The organism is Polaromonas sp. P4_F9 (assembly GCF_056401235.1).
Genome location: NZ_JBFUJT010000001.1, coordinates 64544 through 81589 on the forward strand (window position 1 = coordinate 64544; position 17046 = coordinate 81589).

General features: G+C 64.7%; 15 protein-coding genes. 8 read left to right on the forward strand and 7 right to left on the reverse strand.

Features of this window, described 5'->3' with window-relative positions; all coding sequences use genetic code 11:
* The 3 genes from AC1DUB_RS00310 to ylqF all read right to left on the reverse strand — a co-directional run bounded on the left by AC1DUB_RS00310 (position 1) and on the right by ylqF (position 4887).
* Positions 1-2349, reverse strand: coding sequence for a xanthine dehydrogenase family protein molybdopterin-binding subunit (locus tag AC1DUB_RS00310; protein ID WP_477727801.1), 2349 nt, complete (start codon positions 2347-2349; stop codon positions 1-3).
* A gap of 233 nt (positions 2350-2582) precedes the next feature.
* Entirely contained in the window at positions 2583-3824 is a 1242-nt protein-coding gene (locus tag AC1DUB_RS00315; RefSeq protein ID WP_477727802.1) for an MFS transporter, read from the reverse strand.
* Positions 3825-3846: 22 nt separating this feature from the next.
* Positions 3847-4887, reverse strand: coding sequence for a ribosome biogenesis GTPase YlqF (ylqF, locus tag AC1DUB_RS00320; RefSeq protein ID WP_477727803.1), 1041 nt, complete (start codon positions 4885-4887; stop codon positions 3847-3849).
* A 77-nt stretch (positions 4888-4964) separates the two neighbouring features.
* Between ylqF and AC1DUB_RS00325 the strand changes: the two genes are divergently transcribed.
* Positions 4965-5402 (forward strand): hypothetical protein, encoded by a 438-nt coding sequence (locus AC1DUB_RS00325; RefSeq protein WP_477727804.1) that lies wholly within the window; start codon positions 4965-4967, stop codon positions 5400-5402.
* 2 nt (positions 5403-5404) lie between these two features.
* The gene (locus AC1DUB_RS00330; protein WP_477727805.1) at positions 5405-5638 is read left to right on the forward strand and encodes an oxidoreductase-like domain-containing protein; all 234 of its coding nucleotides are present in this window, start codon (positions 5405-5407) and stop codon (positions 5636-5638) included.
* A gap of 14 nt (positions 5639-5652) precedes the next feature.
* Here AC1DUB_RS00330 and gshA read toward each other — a convergent pair whose 3' ends face one another.
* Positions 5653-7266, reverse strand: a complete 1614-nt coding sequence (gene gshA / locus AC1DUB_RS00335) for a glutamate--cysteine ligase (protein WP_477727806.1) — start codon at positions 7264-7266, stop codon at positions 5653-5655.
* A gap of 398 nt (positions 7267-7664) precedes the next feature.
* Between gshA and AC1DUB_RS00340 the strand changes: the two genes are divergently transcribed.
* A complete protein-coding gene (locus tag AC1DUB_RS00340) occupies positions 7665-8348 on the forward strand; it encodes a hypothetical protein (RefSeq protein ID WP_477727807.1) in 684 nt (227 codons plus the stop codon).
* 165 nt (positions 8349-8513) lie between these two features.
* Entirely contained in the window at positions 8514-9767 is a 1254-nt protein-coding gene (locus tag AC1DUB_RS00345) for an MFS transporter (RefSeq protein WP_477727808.1), read from the forward strand.
* A 120-nt stretch (positions 9768-9887) separates the two neighbouring features.
* On the opposite strand, the gene AC1DUB_RS00350 is transcribed toward AC1DUB_RS00345, so the two are convergent.
* The gene (locus tag AC1DUB_RS00350; RefSeq protein ID WP_477727809.1) at positions 9888-10550 is read right to left on the reverse strand and encodes an alpha/beta hydrolase; all 663 of its coding nucleotides are present in this window, start codon (positions 10548-10550) and stop codon (positions 9888-9890) included.
* A 253-nt stretch (positions 10551-10803) separates the two neighbouring features.
* On the opposite strand from AC1DUB_RS00350, the gene AC1DUB_RS00355 reads away from it, so the two are divergent.
* Both AC1DUB_RS00355 and AC1DUB_RS00360 read left to right on the forward strand, forming a co-directional pair.
* Positions 10804-11040, forward strand: coding sequence for a hypothetical protein (locus tag AC1DUB_RS00355; RefSeq protein WP_477727810.1), 237 nt, complete (start codon positions 10804-10806; stop codon positions 11038-11040).
* A 386-nt stretch (positions 11041-11426) separates the two neighbouring features.
* Positions 11427-12260: a hypothetical protein gene (locus tag AC1DUB_RS00360; protein WP_477727811.1), complete on the forward strand. Its 834-nt coding sequence runs from the start codon at positions 11427-11429 to the stop codon at positions 12258-12260.
* A gap of 203 nt (positions 12261-12463) precedes the next feature.
* Here the strand turns inward: AC1DUB_RS00360 and norR are convergent, their stop codons facing one another.
* Positions 12464-14113: a nitric oxide reductase transcriptional regulator NorR gene (norR, locus tag AC1DUB_RS00365; RefSeq protein ID WP_477727812.1), complete on the reverse strand. Its 1650-nt coding sequence runs from the start codon at positions 14111-14113 to the stop codon at positions 12464-12466.
* A gap of 188 nt (positions 14114-14301) precedes the next feature.
* Here norR and hmpA point away from each other — a divergent pair, with 188 nt between their 5' ends.
* Together hmpA and AC1DUB_RS00375 are read left to right on the forward strand one after the other, a co-directional pair.
* Entirely contained in the window at positions 14302-15483 is a 1182-nt protein-coding gene (hmpA, locus tag AC1DUB_RS00370) for an NO-inducible flavohemoprotein (protein ID WP_477719611.1), read from the forward strand.
* Between the two features lie 271 nt (positions 15484-15754).
* Positions 15755-16411 (forward strand): hypothetical protein, encoded by a 657-nt coding sequence (locus tag AC1DUB_RS00375; RefSeq protein ID WP_477727813.1) that lies wholly within the window; start codon positions 15755-15757, stop codon positions 16409-16411.
* A gap of 88 nt (positions 16412-16499) precedes the next feature.
* Here AC1DUB_RS00375 and AC1DUB_RS00380 read toward each other — a convergent pair whose 3' ends face one another.
* The gene (locus tag AC1DUB_RS00380; RefSeq protein WP_477727814.1) at positions 16500-17009 is read right to left on the reverse strand and encodes a DUF1993 domain-containing protein; all 510 of its coding nucleotides are present in this window, start codon (positions 17007-17009) and stop codon (positions 16500-16502) included.
* Positions 17010-17046 lie beyond the last annotated feature (37 nt).

The window sequence follows — 17046 nt, forward strand, 5'->3', positions numbered from 1 at the left end:
TCAGCCCTGCATCAAATGCCAGAGCCGGGATGGCGACAGCGGCATTTGCAACTGACGGGCCTGCGCCGCCATGCCGCTGCGTGCCAGCGCGTCGGCCACGGCATTGACCACCGTGGGCCCGGCGCCTATGGTGCCCAGCTCGCCCACGCCTTTGACGCCCAGCGGGTTGTTCAGGCAGGGAGTGGAGGGGTCCAGTTCGGTTTTGAAGTCGGGCGCGTTGTCTGCGCGCGGGGCGGCGTAGTCCATCAGGCTGCCCGTCAGGGGCTGGCCGGTTTCACGGTCATACACCAGGTGCTCGCACAGCGCCTGGCCTATGCCCTGCACGGCGCCGCCGTCGAGCTGGCCGCGCACGATCATCGGATTGACGACGCGGCCCACGTCGTTGACGGACGCATAGGCCACCACCGCCACGTGGCCGGTCTGCGGGTCGACCTCGACCTCGCAGATGTGGCAACCATTGGGCCAGGACGGCCCGGCCACGGCGGTGGTCGAGTCCATGAAGATGCGCTGGTCGCTCTGGCGCGCCGCCAGCGCAAACAAATCGATGCTCAGGTCGGTGCCCGCCACCTTGAAGCTGCCGTCGGCGTACGTGATGTCCTGCTCGGCCGCCTCAAACTCCTTGGCCGCCAGTTGCCGGGCCTTGTCGATGGTGCGCTCGGCGCCTATGCGTACAGCCGAGCCACCGGTGAACAGCGAGCGCGAACCAGCGCTGCCAAAACCATTGCCGCGGTCGGTGTCGCCCAGCACGATGCGGACCTTGTCCATCGGCACGCCAAACGCATCGACCACCAGTTGCGCCAGCGAGGTGGCAATGCCCTGCCCCATGGCGTTGACGGCCGAGAAGACCTCAATGATGCCGTCAGTGCCTGGTGTGGGGGCCTTGATCTCCACAGTCACGCTTTCTTCCAGCGCATTGCCGCCGGTCCATTCCAGGAAGGTCGCGATGCCCAGGCCGCGCAGCAGGCCGCGCTGCTTTGAGCCGTTGGCTCGCGTCTCGAAGCCCTGCCAGTCGGCCAGCACCAGCGCCTGGTCCATCACCGACTCGAAGCGGCCGGTGTCGTAGGTCTGGCCCATGGGGTTTTTGTAGGGCATTTGTGTGGGCTGGATAAAGTTGCGGCGGCGCAGTTCGATCCGGTCGATGCCGGTCTGGCGGGCGGCTTCATCCATCAGCCGCTCCATCGTGAAGATGGCTTCAGGACGGCCCGCGCCCCGGTAGGCGCTGGTGGGCGCGGTGTTGGTCAGCACGGCCCTGAAATGAAAGTCTATGGTCTGGATGTCATACACACTGGTCTGCACCCAGGGGCCGATCATCAACTGGATGACCACGCCCGCGCCGGTGGCATACGCGCCCACATTGGCCAGCGAGGCCAGGCGCAGGCCCAGTATCTTGCCGTGTTCGTCGAGCGCCAGTTCGGCGTGGCTTTGCAGGTCACGGCCGTGTGTGCTGGAAATAAATTCTTCACTGCGGTCGGCCACCCATTTCACCGGGCGCTGCAGCGCCCGGGCGCAAAAGGCCACGGCAATGTCTTCCGGGTAGACACCCGTTTTCATGCCGAAACCGCCACCCACATCGCCCACCACCACGCGCAGCTGCTCCTTCGCCAGGCCCAGCGCGTCGCACACCGAGTCGCGCACGCCGGAAGGCATTTGGGTGCTCATGCGGATGGTCAGTCGCCGCGAAGCGGTATCAAAAGCGGCCAGCACCGAGCGCGGCTCCAGGCTCAGCGGAGCCAGCCGCTGATTGACTAGGTCCAGCGTCACCACGTGGCGGGCGCTGGCGAAGGCTGCTGCGGTGGCTTCGGCACTGCCGTAGCGTGTTTCGGCGGCGATGTTATCCGGTGCTTCGGGGCAGAGCATCGGGGCGCCGGGAGCCATCGCGTCGTTCATGTCCACGACCATGGGCAGCTCTTCATAGTCGACGGCAATGGCTTCCGCTGCGTCGCGGGCCTGCTGCAGCGTCAGTGCCACCACGGCGGCCACTGCCTCGCCAACAAAACGCACGCGCTCGTGGGCCAGTGCGCGCCGTGGCGGCGCGGCGCAGGGAGAGCCGTCGGCGCGCGTAAAGCCGCTGGCGCCGGGAATCGGCTTGACCCCGGCGGCCACCAGATCGGCCCCGGTGACCACCTGCAGCACGCCGGGCATGGCCAGCGCTGCCGTGGTGTCCAGCGACACGATGCGGGCGTGCGGATAGGGTGAGCGCACAAAAAAGAGCTGGGTCTGGCCCGGCAGGGTCACATCGTCCGTGTACCGGCCGGCGCCGGCCAGCAGCGCATCGTCTTCCAGGCGGCGAACGGATTGTCCGCTGCCGAAGCGTGACGGGTTGACCTGAGCGGATTGGGTTTCAGTCATCAAAGAATGCCCCTGAATGGCGGCCTCGCATCTACCAGGGTGGTGTGCAGGCGCGAGAATGGTGAAAAGCCACTATAGGTGCATCGGTGCGGTTCAGCAAATGCGTTGCCGAAGGTGGCGGATTCGGGATTTTCCCAGCTTGATTCCGCAACCGGCGGGAGGCGGGCGGCCAGACCTGGTCACCCGGGCCTGGCCGGACGCGACGCGGCGCCGGTGCGATCGGTTCAAACCGCTCAGCCCACGCTCACTTCGATGCGGCGCGGGGCCAGGGCCCTGACCTTGAGGCGGCGTGTCACCCGCAGCATCACCCCCGAGATGACGAGGCAGTAGGCTCCCAACGTAACGATCAGCGCCGGATAGCTGACACCCGCGTCAATCAGCAGCCCCGCCAGCCCCGGGCCCGTGGCTGAGGCAAATACCAGCAGGGAGAGGATCACGGCGCGGATGGCGCCCAGGTGCCGGATGCCATAAAGCTCCGGCCACAGCGAGCCATACAGCGAGAGTGAAAAGCCGTTGGACACCCCGTACAGCGCCATGAAGGCAAACATGCTCCAGGCCGCTTGCACAGACCCCAGCAGCAGCAGCGCCAGCCCCAGCGGCAACAGGTAAAAGGGCAACAGCCTCAGGCCCCCCACACGGTCTATCAGCTGGCCCGAGATCAGCGTGAAGGCGATCGTCATCAGCGCATACAGCGTGAAGGAAGAAGCAAACGCCGTGAGCGACCAGCCGCGCAGTTCGACCAGGTAGACCTGGTGAAAAAAGATGGTGTTGCCGATAAAGGCCGGCGGCACCATGGCCAGCATCACGGCATAAAAAAGCGGGTCGCGCAGCACTTCGGCCCGGCTCCAGTCGCGCGCCGTGGCCACGCGGGCCACGGGGTCGGAGGCCTGCGCGGCGCGCTCGACTGAAACCAGCGCGGCTATGAGGGGCGCAGCCACCACCAGCAAAGCGCCGGCGGCCAGCCACCATGTATTGCGCCAGCCCACCGACGCGGCCAGCGCCACAAACACCAGCGGCAACACCGCCTCGCCGGTGTTCAGGCCCAGCGTGCCGAGCGAGATGGCCCGGCCCCGCTGCGCGGAAAACCAGCGCGCCATGGAGGTGAACGCGAGGTGGGACATCATCCCCTGGCCCAGCAGGCGCAGCAGGTAAATGGCCATGAACAGGCTCACGATGTGGCGCGACAGCGCCATGACGGCGGCCGCCAGCGCCAGCATGGGCAGCACCAGCAGCGCGAGTTTTTTTGCGCTGTAGTGGTCAGCCAGATGCCCCAGGCGCGGCAAGGTGAGCGCGCTGGCCAGCGTGGCGGCCATGTAGAGCGAGCCGAACCCGCCGTGGGAGAGCGCGTACTCGCGGCGGATGTCACCTGCCGACAGCGAAATCAGAAAAGTCTGCCCGAACGAGGAAAAGAAAAAAAGCAGGAAGCCGCCGGCCAGCCAGCGGGCGTTGTCGCGCAGGAAAAACAGGAATGGCATGGGCGAGTCGCTGGTCCGTCCTTCAGGCGGTTTCGGGGGGGTCGGAAGTTTCGGAGGCATCCGGGGTATCCGAGGGATCGGGGGGATCGGAAGCGTCCGGCGCGCGCGGCGTCCGTGGTTTCTGCGGCCGTGGAATCTTCTTGAAGCGGATCAGGCGATCGGTTTCGATCTTGTCTTTTTTCAATTGCCTTTCGGCATCCATCAGTTGCCCGGCGGCCAGCCATTCAGCGAACTCTTCGGGCGTCTCCAACGTGATGCGGCCCAGCGTGGCGGCCCGGAACTCATGGATCACGATTTCCGCCGCCTTCTGCAGGTTGACGCGCCCCTTTGACAGCACCGCGCCGCGCTTGCGGCCGATTTCCTCCAGCAGCTGCTCATCGGTGATGCCTGGTGGGACTTCCACCTTGTAGCGCGCAGCCAGCAGGCCGGGGTAGTCCCTGATCAGGTAGTCGAGCAGTTCCAGCGCCACTTCTTCCTCATTGAACGCGTTGCGGCCAATGGCGCCGCTGGCCGCCAGGTTGTAACCACTCTTGGCCACGATGATGCGGGGCCACAGCATGCCGGGCGTGTCGTACAGGTAAAAACCATCGGCCAGGACAATGCGCTGCTCCAGCTTGGTGATGCCGGCCTCGTCGCCGGTTTTGGTGGCGCGCTTGCCGATGAGGGTGTTGATCAGCGTGGACTTCCCGACGTTGGGAATGCCGCAGATCAGCACACGCATGGGCTTGACCATGCTGCCGCGCGTGGGCGCCAGCGCGTGGCAGGCGTCAATCAGGCGGCGGGCGGGCGTGGTTTCGCTCGCATCCAGCGCAATCGCCTGCGTGGCCGGCAGGCTGTTGTAATGCGCCAGCCAGAGCGCGGTGCGGGCCGGGTCGGCCAGGTCCTGCTTGTTGAGCACCTTGAGCGCGGGTTTGGCACTGGTGAGCTCGGCGAGCATGGGGTTGGCGCTGGAGCCGGGCAGGCGCGCATCGAGCAGCTCGATCACGACATCAATCTCCTTGATGCGCTCCTGAATCGCCTTTTTGGTCAAATGCATGTGACCGGGAAACCACTGGATGGCCATCGGGATATTCTTTCTTGGTTCGGGGCGGGGGCGGGATCAGGCCCGAGATATTTTTCAAGCCGGACCCGCTGCGCACGATGACCGAATTGTCACCTGTTCAGGCCCTGCTACCGCTGGCGCAGGAAACCCTATGCGTGCCGTGGCCGGGCGATGGAGCAAAATCAGGGGAAAGCTGGCTGAACAAACCGGCGCAAGCTGCTCCGCCTGCCGCGCCCCCTTCACCTCTTCGCCCCTCACCTTTTTCCCCACCCTCCATGCCCCTGCCCAACGCCCCCACCCAAAAACCCAGCAACAACCAGACCCGGACCAAGGCCAATAACGAGCTGTTGATCCGGGGCTTGCTTTGCGTCGTCATCGGCCTGGCCGTGCTGATCTCGCCCTACTTCATCACCTCGCCCGGCATGCAGGGCATCGTGGCCAGTTCTTCGCTGGTGGGCTGGTTCGCGCTGGTGCTGGGCGTGGCTTTCATCGGGCTGTATGCCCGCCGGCGCCTGGCTGGGCAAAACCCACCCTAGCCATGGAGGCGCAGACCCCGTCCGGCGAGCCGGGCGACCGCGCTGCCGTACCGGCCGCCATTGGCGCATTGCAGCAGCGCGCCCGCGCCGCCGGCATCACGCTGCGCGCGCCGCCGCCCGAACCCACCACCTGCTGCGGCCGCGGCTGCAGCGGCTGCGTGTGGGAGAGCTACGACAACGCTGTCGACTACTGGTGCGAACAGGCCGAAGAGGCCTTGCGCAAGCTAGGGACGTGAGTCCACCGGCCTGATCAGATGGCGAGCGCTGCGCGGCCCGCCATATCCGGCGCATCCGGCATACCCGGTATGCCCAGGCGCTCCGCCGACACATACTGCTGGCGGTACACCTCAAAGGGCATGCTGTCCGAGGCTTCGATCTGCTTTTGCTCGGCAATGGATTGCCGGGTCAGCTCGGTGAAACGGGCATGCTGCGTTTCGGCCAGGGGCAGGCTTCGCAGGATGGTCTGGGATTTTTCGGATTGGGCCCGGGCAAACCTGACAAAGGAGTTGTCATAGTCTTTGGCCATGGCAGCCAGCACGCGGGCCGATGGCAGGGTGTCGGGCTCGCGCAAGGCGGCGCTTGCTGCAGCCAGCGCCTCGCTGTACTGCGCACCGCCCGGTGTGCCAGCATGGAGGGCATCGAGCGCCGCGGCAATCGGTGCGCATTCGGCGACCACTGCGGCGCCCCACTCCGCCAGCGTCACCTCGCGGCCGTCGCGCTCCAGCAGCAGGCCGGGCTCGCGGCCGCGCGCGGCTGTGCGGTGCTGGTTGCGCGCCAGCGCGGCAATTTCCGCAGGGGTGTCGGGCGGGCTGTCAGTGAGCAGGCAGTGCAGCAAAAACACATCCAGGAACCGCATGGTTTGCGCCGTGATGCCCACGGGAACAAACGGATCGAGGTCCATCAGGCGCACTTCAATGTATTCAACGCCACGCTCGCGCAGCGCATGCAGCGGGCGCTCGCCGGGGAAGATCACGCGCTTGGGGCGGATGGTGCCGTAGAACTCGTTTTCGATCTGCAACAGCGTGGTGGCCAGCTGGTTGTAGTCGCCGCCCGGGTTGCGGATGCCGACCGCCTCATAGGCCGGATAGGGCCGGGTGAGCGCATCCTGCAAGGACGCGCCGTAGCCCTCGAGGCTGTTGTAGCTCACGGCCAGCGAGGCCTGGGCGTCGCTCTGGTAGCCCAGGCGCCCCATGCGCAGCGAGGTGCCGTGCGGCATATACATGGTGTGATCGGCCAGCTTTTGCAGCTCGTGCTGGCGCCCGGCCACAAAACTCGAACACACGGCGGGCGATGCACCAAACAGGTAAAGCAGCAAAAATGCGTGGCGCCGGAAATTGCGGATCAGCGCAAAGTACTGCTCGCTGGTGACCTCGGGCAGCGACCAGTTGTAATGAATGCCGGAGATGGTTTGCATGCGCCGGCCATAACGATGGGACAGGCCCATGCGGTAGACGCTCTTGGCGCGCCCGACATTGGACGAGCCGAAGCGGGCAATCGGAATGGTCTCGTCGGTCGGCAGACCGCAGGGCATGCTGGAGACCCAGAGCATTTCATCGCCGAGGTCCTGCATCACGCGGTAGGTGAACTGGTGGATCTGCGTGAGTTCTTCCAGTGTGGCTTCAGCGTCTTGATGCGCCCCCGTCACCAGTTCGATCTGCGACTCGCTGAAGTCGGTGGTGATGCTGGGATGCGTCAGCGCCGAGCCGAGTGCGGCCGGATGCGGCGTGAGCGCCAGGCCGCCTCCGGGCTGGGCGCGCAGGCTTTCCTTTTCGATGCCGCGTCGCATGCCCTTCAGCCGGGCAGGGGTGAGCGCTTTCAGGCGCTCCTGCAAAAGCGTGCCCGCGGGCGCCTGCAGCTTGTTCATGGTGTCATTCCCTCAGGTCCGTGTCGTGGCGTGGAAGTTATCACAGGCCCGCGCTTTGCGCTGGCGAAATGCTGCTTGCCAGCACGGTTTGCCGGACTCTGCAAGGGGCCGCCAGCAAAATGGCGCAACTTGGTCCATGAACGACGTTTTTAATCACAAATGGCTACTTTATAATTTTCAGTGTGTGGGCCAAACCACGTCCCACCGCAGCGCCGTGCTAACTCGCTTGACTTGTCCGGGCAGCTCGGCGACGATAAAAATCATGCCATGAAACACAGGCGCTTTGCTGCAAAGCCCCTTCGACCCATCCTCCCCAAGCTCGCTTCGCCGGGCTTTCCCCGCAAAAAAGTCAAAGACAAAGCGACGTTTGAGAGCCTGTAAGAAGAATGAAAAAACTGATGCGCATGCTGTTAGGCGGCCGAACTACAGCCAAGCCGGTCCCGAATTCAGCCCCCGTGAGCCGCGCGATGCCCCTGAGTCAGGACGATAGTTCGGAAAACGCCACCCGCAGCCAGCTCGTGCAAGTCCTGTTGCGCGACGTGCTGCGCAGGCACGGCATACCGCTCGGCTGGGTTGAGTCCCAGCTGCTGATGGTAGCCAGCCGTAGCCGCGGCACCGGCATGTACGTGCGCCTGATCATGAGGCACTGGGACGATCGGCTGGCGACCCACGCCTTCGCCCTGCAGAACACCCTGCTTGCCGACATTGCCCGCTTTGAGCCGCGCGCCTTCGACTGGCTGCATGGCGTTTCGTGGCAACTCGACGTGGACGCCAGTTGCCCTCACACCGCCCTGCCCCAGAAGGCTTATTGGCAGGAACCGACAAAGCCGGCGACCCCAGCTGCCGCAATTGCACCGGCGGCAACACCAGCAACACCAGCAGCACCGACGGTAGCGCCAGCACCAGCACCGGCGGCGGCTCCCGTAACCGCAGCAGCCCCACCGCCCATGCCTCTTTCGGAGCAGGAGGCGCTGCAGGATCTGGAACGCCTGTTCCTGATCCGCGACCAGGAGATCGGCAGGCAGATGGCCGATGGCAAGACGCCCGCGGGCTATGAAAAGACCAAACCATCGCCACTATAGAGCAGTGTCTTTTGCGCTCATTTCATGGCCAACCATGCCCATCGCCCACCATCCATCGGTCATGGGTCATCGGCGAGGAATGCTTGACGGCGCTAACATCGCCTGACAGGCCGCACGCCGACCCGACCGGGTCTGTATGGCCGCGCTGACTCAACACTTCTCCGGATGACCCCCCTGCCTGCATCGCACGACCCTTCTGCCCTGGCTGATTCACGCTACGCCGTAGGGCGCCTGATGATCACGCTGGCGCTCATGACGGTGGGCGCCAGCGGCATGTACGTGGTGCCGGTGGTGTTGCCGGCCGTGCAGGCCGATTTTGGCGTGGCGCGCGCCGACGCCTCCCTGCCCTACACCCTGCTGATGATCGGGTTTGGCCTGGGCGGCGTGCTGATGGGGCGGCTGGCCGACCGATTCGGCGTAATGGTACCGCTGCTGATAGGGGCGGTAGGGTTGGGCCTGGGTTACGCCGCCGCGGCGATGGCCAGCAACATCTGGATGTTCACGCTGGCGCATGGTTTCCTGATCGGCCTGTTGGGCAGTTCGGCCACCTTCGCGCCTCTGCTGGCCGACACGTCCCTGTGGTTTGTACGGCGGCGCGGCATTGCGGTGGCGGTATGCGCCAGCGGCAACTATGTCGGCGGCGCGATCTGGCCGCCTGTCGTGCAGCATTTCGTGGAAACCGTGGGCTGGCGCCACACCTACCTGGGTCTGGGGCTCTTCAGCGTGATCACCATGGCGGGGCTGGCGCTGCTGATGCGCAAGCGCCCGCCGATGGCCGTGGCCGCCCCGGTCAACCGCAACTTCGCGGCCAGCCCCAGCAGCCTGCCCTTTGGCCTGCCGCCCGGCAAGGCGCAGGCGCTGCTGTGCATTGCCGGCGTGGCGTGCTGTGTGGCCATGGCCATGCCGCAGGTGCACATCGTCTCCTACTGCACCGACCTGGGTTACGGCGCCGCGCGGGGTGCCGAAATGCTCTCGCTGATGCTGGCCTGCGGGGTGGTGAGCCGCCTGGTCTCGGGCGTCATCTGCGACCGCATCGGCGGCCTGCGCACGCTGCTGCTGGGCTCAGCCCTGCAGGGCATTGCATTGCTGATGTTTTTGCCGTTCAACGGGCTGGTGTCGCTGTACCTCATCGCCGCGCTGTTCGGGCTGTTCCAGGGGGGCATCGTGCCGTCTTACGCCATCATCGTGCGTGAATACTTTGTGCCGGCCGAGGCTGGCGCGCGGGTGGGAACGGTGATCATGGCAACCATGTTCGGCATGGCGTTGGGCGGCTGGATGTCGGGCAAGGTGTTTGACCTGACCGGTTCCTACCAGGCGGCCTTCCTCAACGGCATCGCATGGAACCTGCTGAACCTGGGCATCGCGTTGTTCCTGCTCTGGCGGGTGCGCCCGCCAAGCGGCATCACGCAGGCGGCCTGAGCGCCACATAGGGTGGCGACCGGCGTCGCCATATATTCAATAGCCTCATAGCTGCCTGGCTGCCTGCACGCATCAAGCAAGGACCGCAAAACAAGGGCTGCAGCCGTTTTCAATCGTGAATCAGGCCAGCACGCGCCGCAGCCAGCGCTCCAGATCAACAACTTCCTCGGGGCAGACCGAATGCTCCATCGGGTACTCGTGCCACTCGACCGGGTAGCCCAGCGCCGCCAACGCGTCGCGCGAGGCCGTGGCACGCGGCAGCATGACCACGCCGTCGCGCGAGCCATGCGCCAGGAAAATGGGAACGTCCTGATTGGCGGCGCTGCGCTCGGCAGCGGTCTTGTCCGCCAGCGGCAGGTAGCCGGACAGGCCCGCGATGCCGGCCAGCCGTTCGCCGTGCCGCAAGCCCGTCATGAGGGCCATGGCGCAGCCCTGCGAAAATCCGGCCACCACGATGCGGTGGGACGGCGTGCCGCGCGACTTTTCATGCGCAAGCAGCGCCTCAATGGAAGCCTGAGACTGGCGCAGCCCGGCCTCGTCCTCGCGTTTGACCAGATCGACACCCAGGAGGTCGTACCAGGCAGGCATCACATAGCCGCCATTGATGGTGACGGGCATGACAGGTGCACTGGGAAAGAGAAAGCGCACCGGCCCCACGCTCGACAAATCCAGTTGCTCGGCAATGGGCACAAAGTCGCGACCGTCGGCCCCCAGGCCGTGCATGATGACAATGGTGGCGACCGGGTTGTCGCCGGTCTGGGCTTCAATAACTTCGAGGGACATGGGGCTTACCGGTTGCAGGAGGTTGGCGGCGGAACAGCGCAGCGACGTCTGGCAATCGCCATGCAATTGCAAACGCTGTAACAAGCCTGGATTTTAGGGGGTGCCCGCGCCCGCCTTTTTTGCCGGCGCCCCCGCAGGCATTCGGCACGCAGGCCGGGCACGGGCTTGACCCTGTGGGCGACAGCACTTTTGCGCCGCGCTGGTATTTGCTAGCATCAACCGTCAGCATTTTCTGACGCAAGCGGGAGATCCGATGAAATTCATCATTGCGGCCTTAACCCTGGCGACTTCCTCTCTGGCTTTTGCCTACCACTGCCCGAACGAGATGAAGGCGATTGACGCCAAACTTGCCACCAACCCCACCCTGTCGGCGGCAGACATGAGCAAGGTCAAGGAGTTGCGCGCCCAGGGTGAGAAGCTTCACAAGGAAGGCAAGCACGACGACTCATTGAAAGCCCTGGACAGCGCCAAAAAACTGCTTGGGATCTAGGGTGTCCGATACCTGCCCTGGATAGCTCCCTGAGCGGCTGAACCTTGACGCGGGCGCTGTAGTGCCTGCAGCCGTCCCTGGCATTGAACCGATCGGGCCGCAGGGTAAACGGATTGTTGGCCTGGCCCCTGTACACCCTGTACAAATTGATATGGAACGCGCAAGGTCGTGCGAGAGCTCGCCATGCGTAGGGCGGCCTCGCGGGTGCTGCGGTGCCGCACCCGCGAGCGCTGCATCCTGAGCGACCGACATGTTACTTTTCCGGTCAAAGGTGTCAATGTGAAACAGCGCGGTCGGACTACCCGTCGGCATGGATTGCGCCTCTAAGATCGGAATTCTGAAGAACTGCAGTTCGCAGCTCCGTTTATTCAAGTGAGGTCATGCCAATGTTGATCAAAAAAACCATCGTGGCGTTGGGCGCTGCCAGCTTCGTTCTGCTGGCCGGCGGGCTGGTCGGGGCGCAAACCGCTACCGGCACCACAACAACCACAACGACAACCACCACCAGTCCTGCTGGTGACAAGCTGGCCAGCAGCTTCAGCTCTTTTGCCGGTTCCGACAAAAATGCCCAGTCTCTGGTCAACGGGCTTCGCACCAGTTCCAGTATCACGCTGGAATCTACCACGGGTGCACCTTCCGCGAGCTTTTCTCCCTCGACCAGCAAGATGGGCTACGGCAACATCAACATCGCGCTTTCACTGGCCCAGACTGCCCTGGCCAAAGAGGGCATCACCAACCCCACCCCCGCGCAGCTTGCAGCGGCGCTGAACGGCGGCGTGATCACCACGGCCAACGGAACCATCACCATGGCCGGCATCCTGGGGATGAGAAGCCAGGGCATGGGCTGGGGAAAAATCGCTCAAAGCATGGGCGTCAAGCTGGGCTCCATCGTGAGCGCCTCCAAAACCGACAAGAGCGGCAAGAAATCTGACAACAAGTCAGCCAAAGCTGAAAGCGTCGCGAAAGCCGATCGCGCCGGCAAAACCACGGGCAGCACCGCCAGCAACGCAAAAGGCGGCAACGCGGCGGGCAAAGGCGGTGGTACCGGCGCGGGCAGCGGTGGCGGCAAAGGCGGCGGTAGCGGCGGTGGCGGTAACGCCGGCGGCAATGGCGGCGGTAACGGCGGCGGCGGCGGCGGAGGTAATGGTGGTGGCGGCGGTGGTGGCGGCGGCGGTGGTGGCGGCGGCGGCGGTGGTGGTGGTGGCGGCGGGAACAAGTAAGCCTTCCGCCTCAAGTACCCATCTACAACAGACTCCCATCCAGAAGCTGCCAGGACTGCAAGGTCCTGGCGGCTTTTTTCGGGCCGTCTTCGGACAACCTTTGCTGAAAACGGGGCCTCCGGCGCGCGGCACACGGCAGGAATCTGATAACCCCGAGGGCGTTGCCCAGTCCTGGGCCGAACCGCTGTCCGCTTTCAAATTCCCTATTTCGGCGCGTTTTGGGCGCCCGGACGCAGCCTGCCAGGCGGGCTCCCGGCTTCCCCGCGAAGACCCAGTCTTTTCGCCAATCTGACCAGGTTGGCGCGGTGCAGGCCCAACTCGCGCGCAGCCGAAGCCCAGTTGTTGTGATGCCGCGCCAGGCTGGCCTCTATGCGCTGGCGCTGGTGCGACTCCATCGAGGTGCGCAAATCCACCGGCGGCGCTGCGCCGCCCGTGCCGGGAATCCCTTCCAGGGCTGCGGTGTCCTTGCTGCCAGGCGCGTCAGGCGCTGGCGCACCCCAGCTGGCCGGGGTGGGCAAGTCAAAATGCGAAGCCGTCAGGCTCAGGATGCGTGGCCGCCCCGACATACCCGCCAGCGCTTTCAGCGCGCTACGCCCCACCAGGTGTTCGAGTTCCCGCACATTGCCCGGCCAGTCGTGTGCCAGCAGGGCGGCCTGGGCATCGGCGTCCATCCGCAAACTGCCCAGCCCCAGACGCGAACGGTTTTGCTCGAGGAAGCAGCCCGCCAGCAGCAGCACGTCATGCCCGCGCTCGCGCAGCGGTGGCACGACCAGCGGATAGACACTGAGCCGGTGGTAGAAGTCGGCACGGTAACGTCCGGCACGCACCTCGTGCGCCAGGTCGCGGTTGGTGGCGGCAATCACCCGCACATCGACCTGGTGCTCGCGGTCAGAGCCCAGGCGCTGCAATTGCCCGTTCTGCAGCACACGCAGCAGCTTGGCCTGCACAGCTAAGGACAACTCGCCGACTTCATCGAGAAACAGCGTGCCGCCATTGGCCAGCTCGAACTTGCCGCGCCGGTCTGTCACCGCGCCTGAAAATGCGCCGCGTACGTGGCCGAACAGTTCGCTCTCCACCAGCGTCTCGGGCAGCGCCGCGCAGTTAAGGCTGATCAGCGGACGCGCCGCGCGGGGCGATGCGGCATGCAGTGCCTGCGCCACCAGTTCCTTGCCGACGCCGGTTTCGCCGGTTATCAGCACGGTGAGTTCGCTGTTGCCGACCACGGCGATTTCCTCCAGCAGCCGCTGGTGCGCGGCACTCTGGCCGATCAATGCGGGTGGCGTGCTTTCCGCGGCCAGCTCCCGGTAGGTGTCGGCACGCTGGCGCTCATCTTCCGCACGCAGGGCCAGGCGCTCCATGCGCTGCACCACGCTGACGGTGGCGGCCGCCAGGCTGGCAAAGGCCTGCAGGTCGCCCAGGTCCACCGCTGAAAACTGCTGGCTGTTCAGCGCGTCGATGGTCAGCACGCCCCAGGTTTTTTCACCGACCTGCACCGGGCAACCCATGCAGTCGTGCACCTCCAGGTGCCCATGCAGCCCCTCCACCAAACCGTCATAGGGGTCGGGCAGCTCGCAGTCCACCGGAAAGCGCGTCGGTCCGTCAGCCTCCAGCAAGCGCTTGAAACGCGGGTGCTCTTCGACTTTGAAGCGCCGCCCCATCGTGTCGCTGCTCAGCCCGTTCACGGCCAGAGGCACCAGGGCAGCGCCATCGAGCCGCAGCAGCGCGGTGGCGTCGCACGGCAGCAAGGCACGCACGGCTTCAAGCAGGCGACGGTAACGCTCGCCGTCGGGCATCTCGCGGGACAGGTCGTCCACCAGCGGGACCAGGGCTTTCAGCATCGGCTGAGCAATCATATTGACTCTTTCAAGTATCTGATTGACTACTTTAGCATGGCATCTTTTTGACTCCAGCTTGTCCCAAGTTGTTGATTCATATAGCTGGATGAGCTGGCACAAGTATTGAGTACAGGGTATTGGCAATAAATAGCCGGCAGGGGTCCGCTTCGCATCGTGCGGGGCGCCCTGCCCCTACTGGAGAGCCCATGCTGACCGCGCAACAACGTGCCATCGTCAAATCCACCGTACCGCTGCTGGAAAGCGGCGGCGAGGCACTGACCACCCATTTCTACCAAATCCTGCTGGCCGAACACCCCGAGGTGCGGCCGTTCTTCAACCAGGCGCACCAGGCCAGTGGCGACCAGCCCCGGGCGCTGGCCAACGGTGTGCTGATGTACGCCCGCCACATCGACAAGCTGGAGCAACTGGGCGGGCTGGTGGCGCAAATCATCAACAAGCATGTGTCGCTGCAGATCGAGCCGGCGCACTACCCCATCGTCGGCGCCTGCCTGTTGCGCGCAATTCGCGAGGTGCTGGGTGCGGAGATCGCCACCGACGAGGTGCTGGCCGCCTGGGGCGCCGCTTATGGGCAACTCGCCGACATCCTGATCGGCGCCGAAGAGAAAATTTATGCGGAAACAGCCGGGGCGCCGGGTGGCTGGCGCGGTGCGCGCCGTTTTATCGTGGCGCGCAAGGTCCCCGAGAGCGCAGAAATCACCTCGTTCTACCTGCGGCCCGAAGACGGCGCAGCGGTGGCAGACTTTCAACCGGGTCAGTACCTCGGCCTGAAGCTGGTGATCAACGGCGAGGAAATTCGCCGCAACTATTCGCTCTCGGCAGCCCCCAATGGCCGCGACTACCGCATCAGCGTGAAGCGTGAGCCGGGCGGCGTGGCGTCGTGCTACCTGCATGACGAGCTGCAGGAAGGCGGCGGGCTGGACGTGTTTCCGCCCGCCGGCGAGTTTGTGCTGGCGGACGGCGACAAGCCGGTGGTGCTGATCAGCGGCGGCGTCGGCATTACACCGACGCTGGCCATGCTGGACGCCGCACTGCAGAGCCAGCGGCCGGTGCACTTCATCCACTTTGCGCGCAACAAATCGGTCCATGCGTTCCGCGACGCGCTGGCCACGCGGCAGGCGCGGCACGCGCAACTGCAGCACTTTTACGTCTATGACGAGCATGCCGGCGAGGCAGACAGGCCTCACGCCACCGGCCTCGTCGACAGCGGGCAACTGGCCCAATGGCTGCCGGCTTCGCGCGATGTGGACGCCTATTTCCTGGGCCCCAAGCCCTTCATGCGACGGGTCAGGCAACAGCTGCGCGAGTTGGGCGTGCCTGAATCGCAGACCCGTTACGAGTTTTTTGGCCCGGCCAGCGCGCTGGACTGAGGCCGCGCCATCGCGAAGCCATGCCGGCGGAGCATGCCGCCGGCATGTTGACGTGCGTGTAAATATTCACAAAAAACACGATTACACAGCGCTGCAACAAGGCAATAACGCAAAAAATTGGTGCACTGCGGAACAAAGTCACTTGACGCGCATGTTGGGGAGGCAGACCATCACTAACACCTTGTAACGCCCTACAAGCCGTTTTGCAGAGGGGCGAGCCGACTTGAGTCACCAGGTCAAGTTGGCCATCAACCAGATGGGAGCATGCACCATGAATTTCCACGATCTGTTTGGCCTGAAAAGCCGTCCCAAACCGCTGCCGGTCAAACCCAAGGCAAAGACCAGGGCCATCGCCGCCGAAGGCCCGCCCACCATCGAAGATGGGTCGGCCAATTCCTTGCGGCGCCAGCTGGTCCAGGTGCTGCTGCGCGATGTCATGCGCCGCCATGGCATTCCACCGGGCTGGCTGGACTGCCAGATGCTGGTCGTCTCCAGCCGCAGCCGTGGGGAGGGCATGTATGTGCGCCTCGTCATGAAGCACTGGGACTCCCGCCTGCTGAACTATGCGGTCGCTTTCCAGAAAGCGCTGATGGTCGACATCATGCGTTTTGAGCCGCATGCCGCCGAGTGGCTGTATGGCATCTCATGGCAGCTGGAAGTCGGCGACACCTGCCCCTACAAGGAGCTGCCTGACCGCTCGGTGTGGCAAGAGCCGGCCCGAAAATCGTTCCACGAGCCGTCCCACGCGCCTACCCCAAAGTCGGTCCAAAAACCGGCCCACGAGCCCGACCCCCAGAGCGAACTGAAAACCGATCTGGAGCGCATTTTTGCGATACGCGACTCAGACATGCTGATGCGCGGGGAACAGGCCAGCCACCCGGCGAGCTCCTACGCAAAAACGGTACCCCAGAAGCTGCCCAGCCAGTGACCACTGAAGGGAACGCGGGGCCGCGCCCCGTCCCACGGCTGCTTGCCGCTTGCCGCTTCGTTCGCGCTTCCTGCGTCCTGCTTCCTGCTTAATACGCGCCGATGTAGTCTTTCTTGCCGACTTCCACACCGCTGTGGCGCAGGATGGCATAGGCCGTGGTGGTGTGAAAAAAGAAATGCGGCAGGCCGTAATTGAGCAGGTAAGACTGTCCGGTAAACCGCTTTTCCTTGGGGGTGCCGGCCTGCGTGATGATTTCGCGCGTGGCGGCCTCGTCAAACTTCTCCGTATCCAGCCCTTCCAGAAACGCCAGCACCGTGGCAACACGCGCCTGCAGGTCTGCAAAGGTCTGCTCGCTGTCTTCGAGCTTGGGCACCTCCACGCCGGCCAGGCGCGCTGACACGCTTTTGGCGAAGTCAGTGGCCACCTGCACCTGGCGCAGCAGCGGGAACATGTCGGGGAACAGGCGCGCCTGCAGCAAGGCGGCGGGCTCGATTTTTCTGGCGGCCGCATGCGCTTCTGCCTTGCTCAATACCTCCCGGAGTCCGCCCAGCATCTGCTTGAAGACGGGAATGGAGGTGGTGTACATGGGACTGGTCATGAATTCTTTCGTGAAGGGATGGAAACGGAAACCCGGA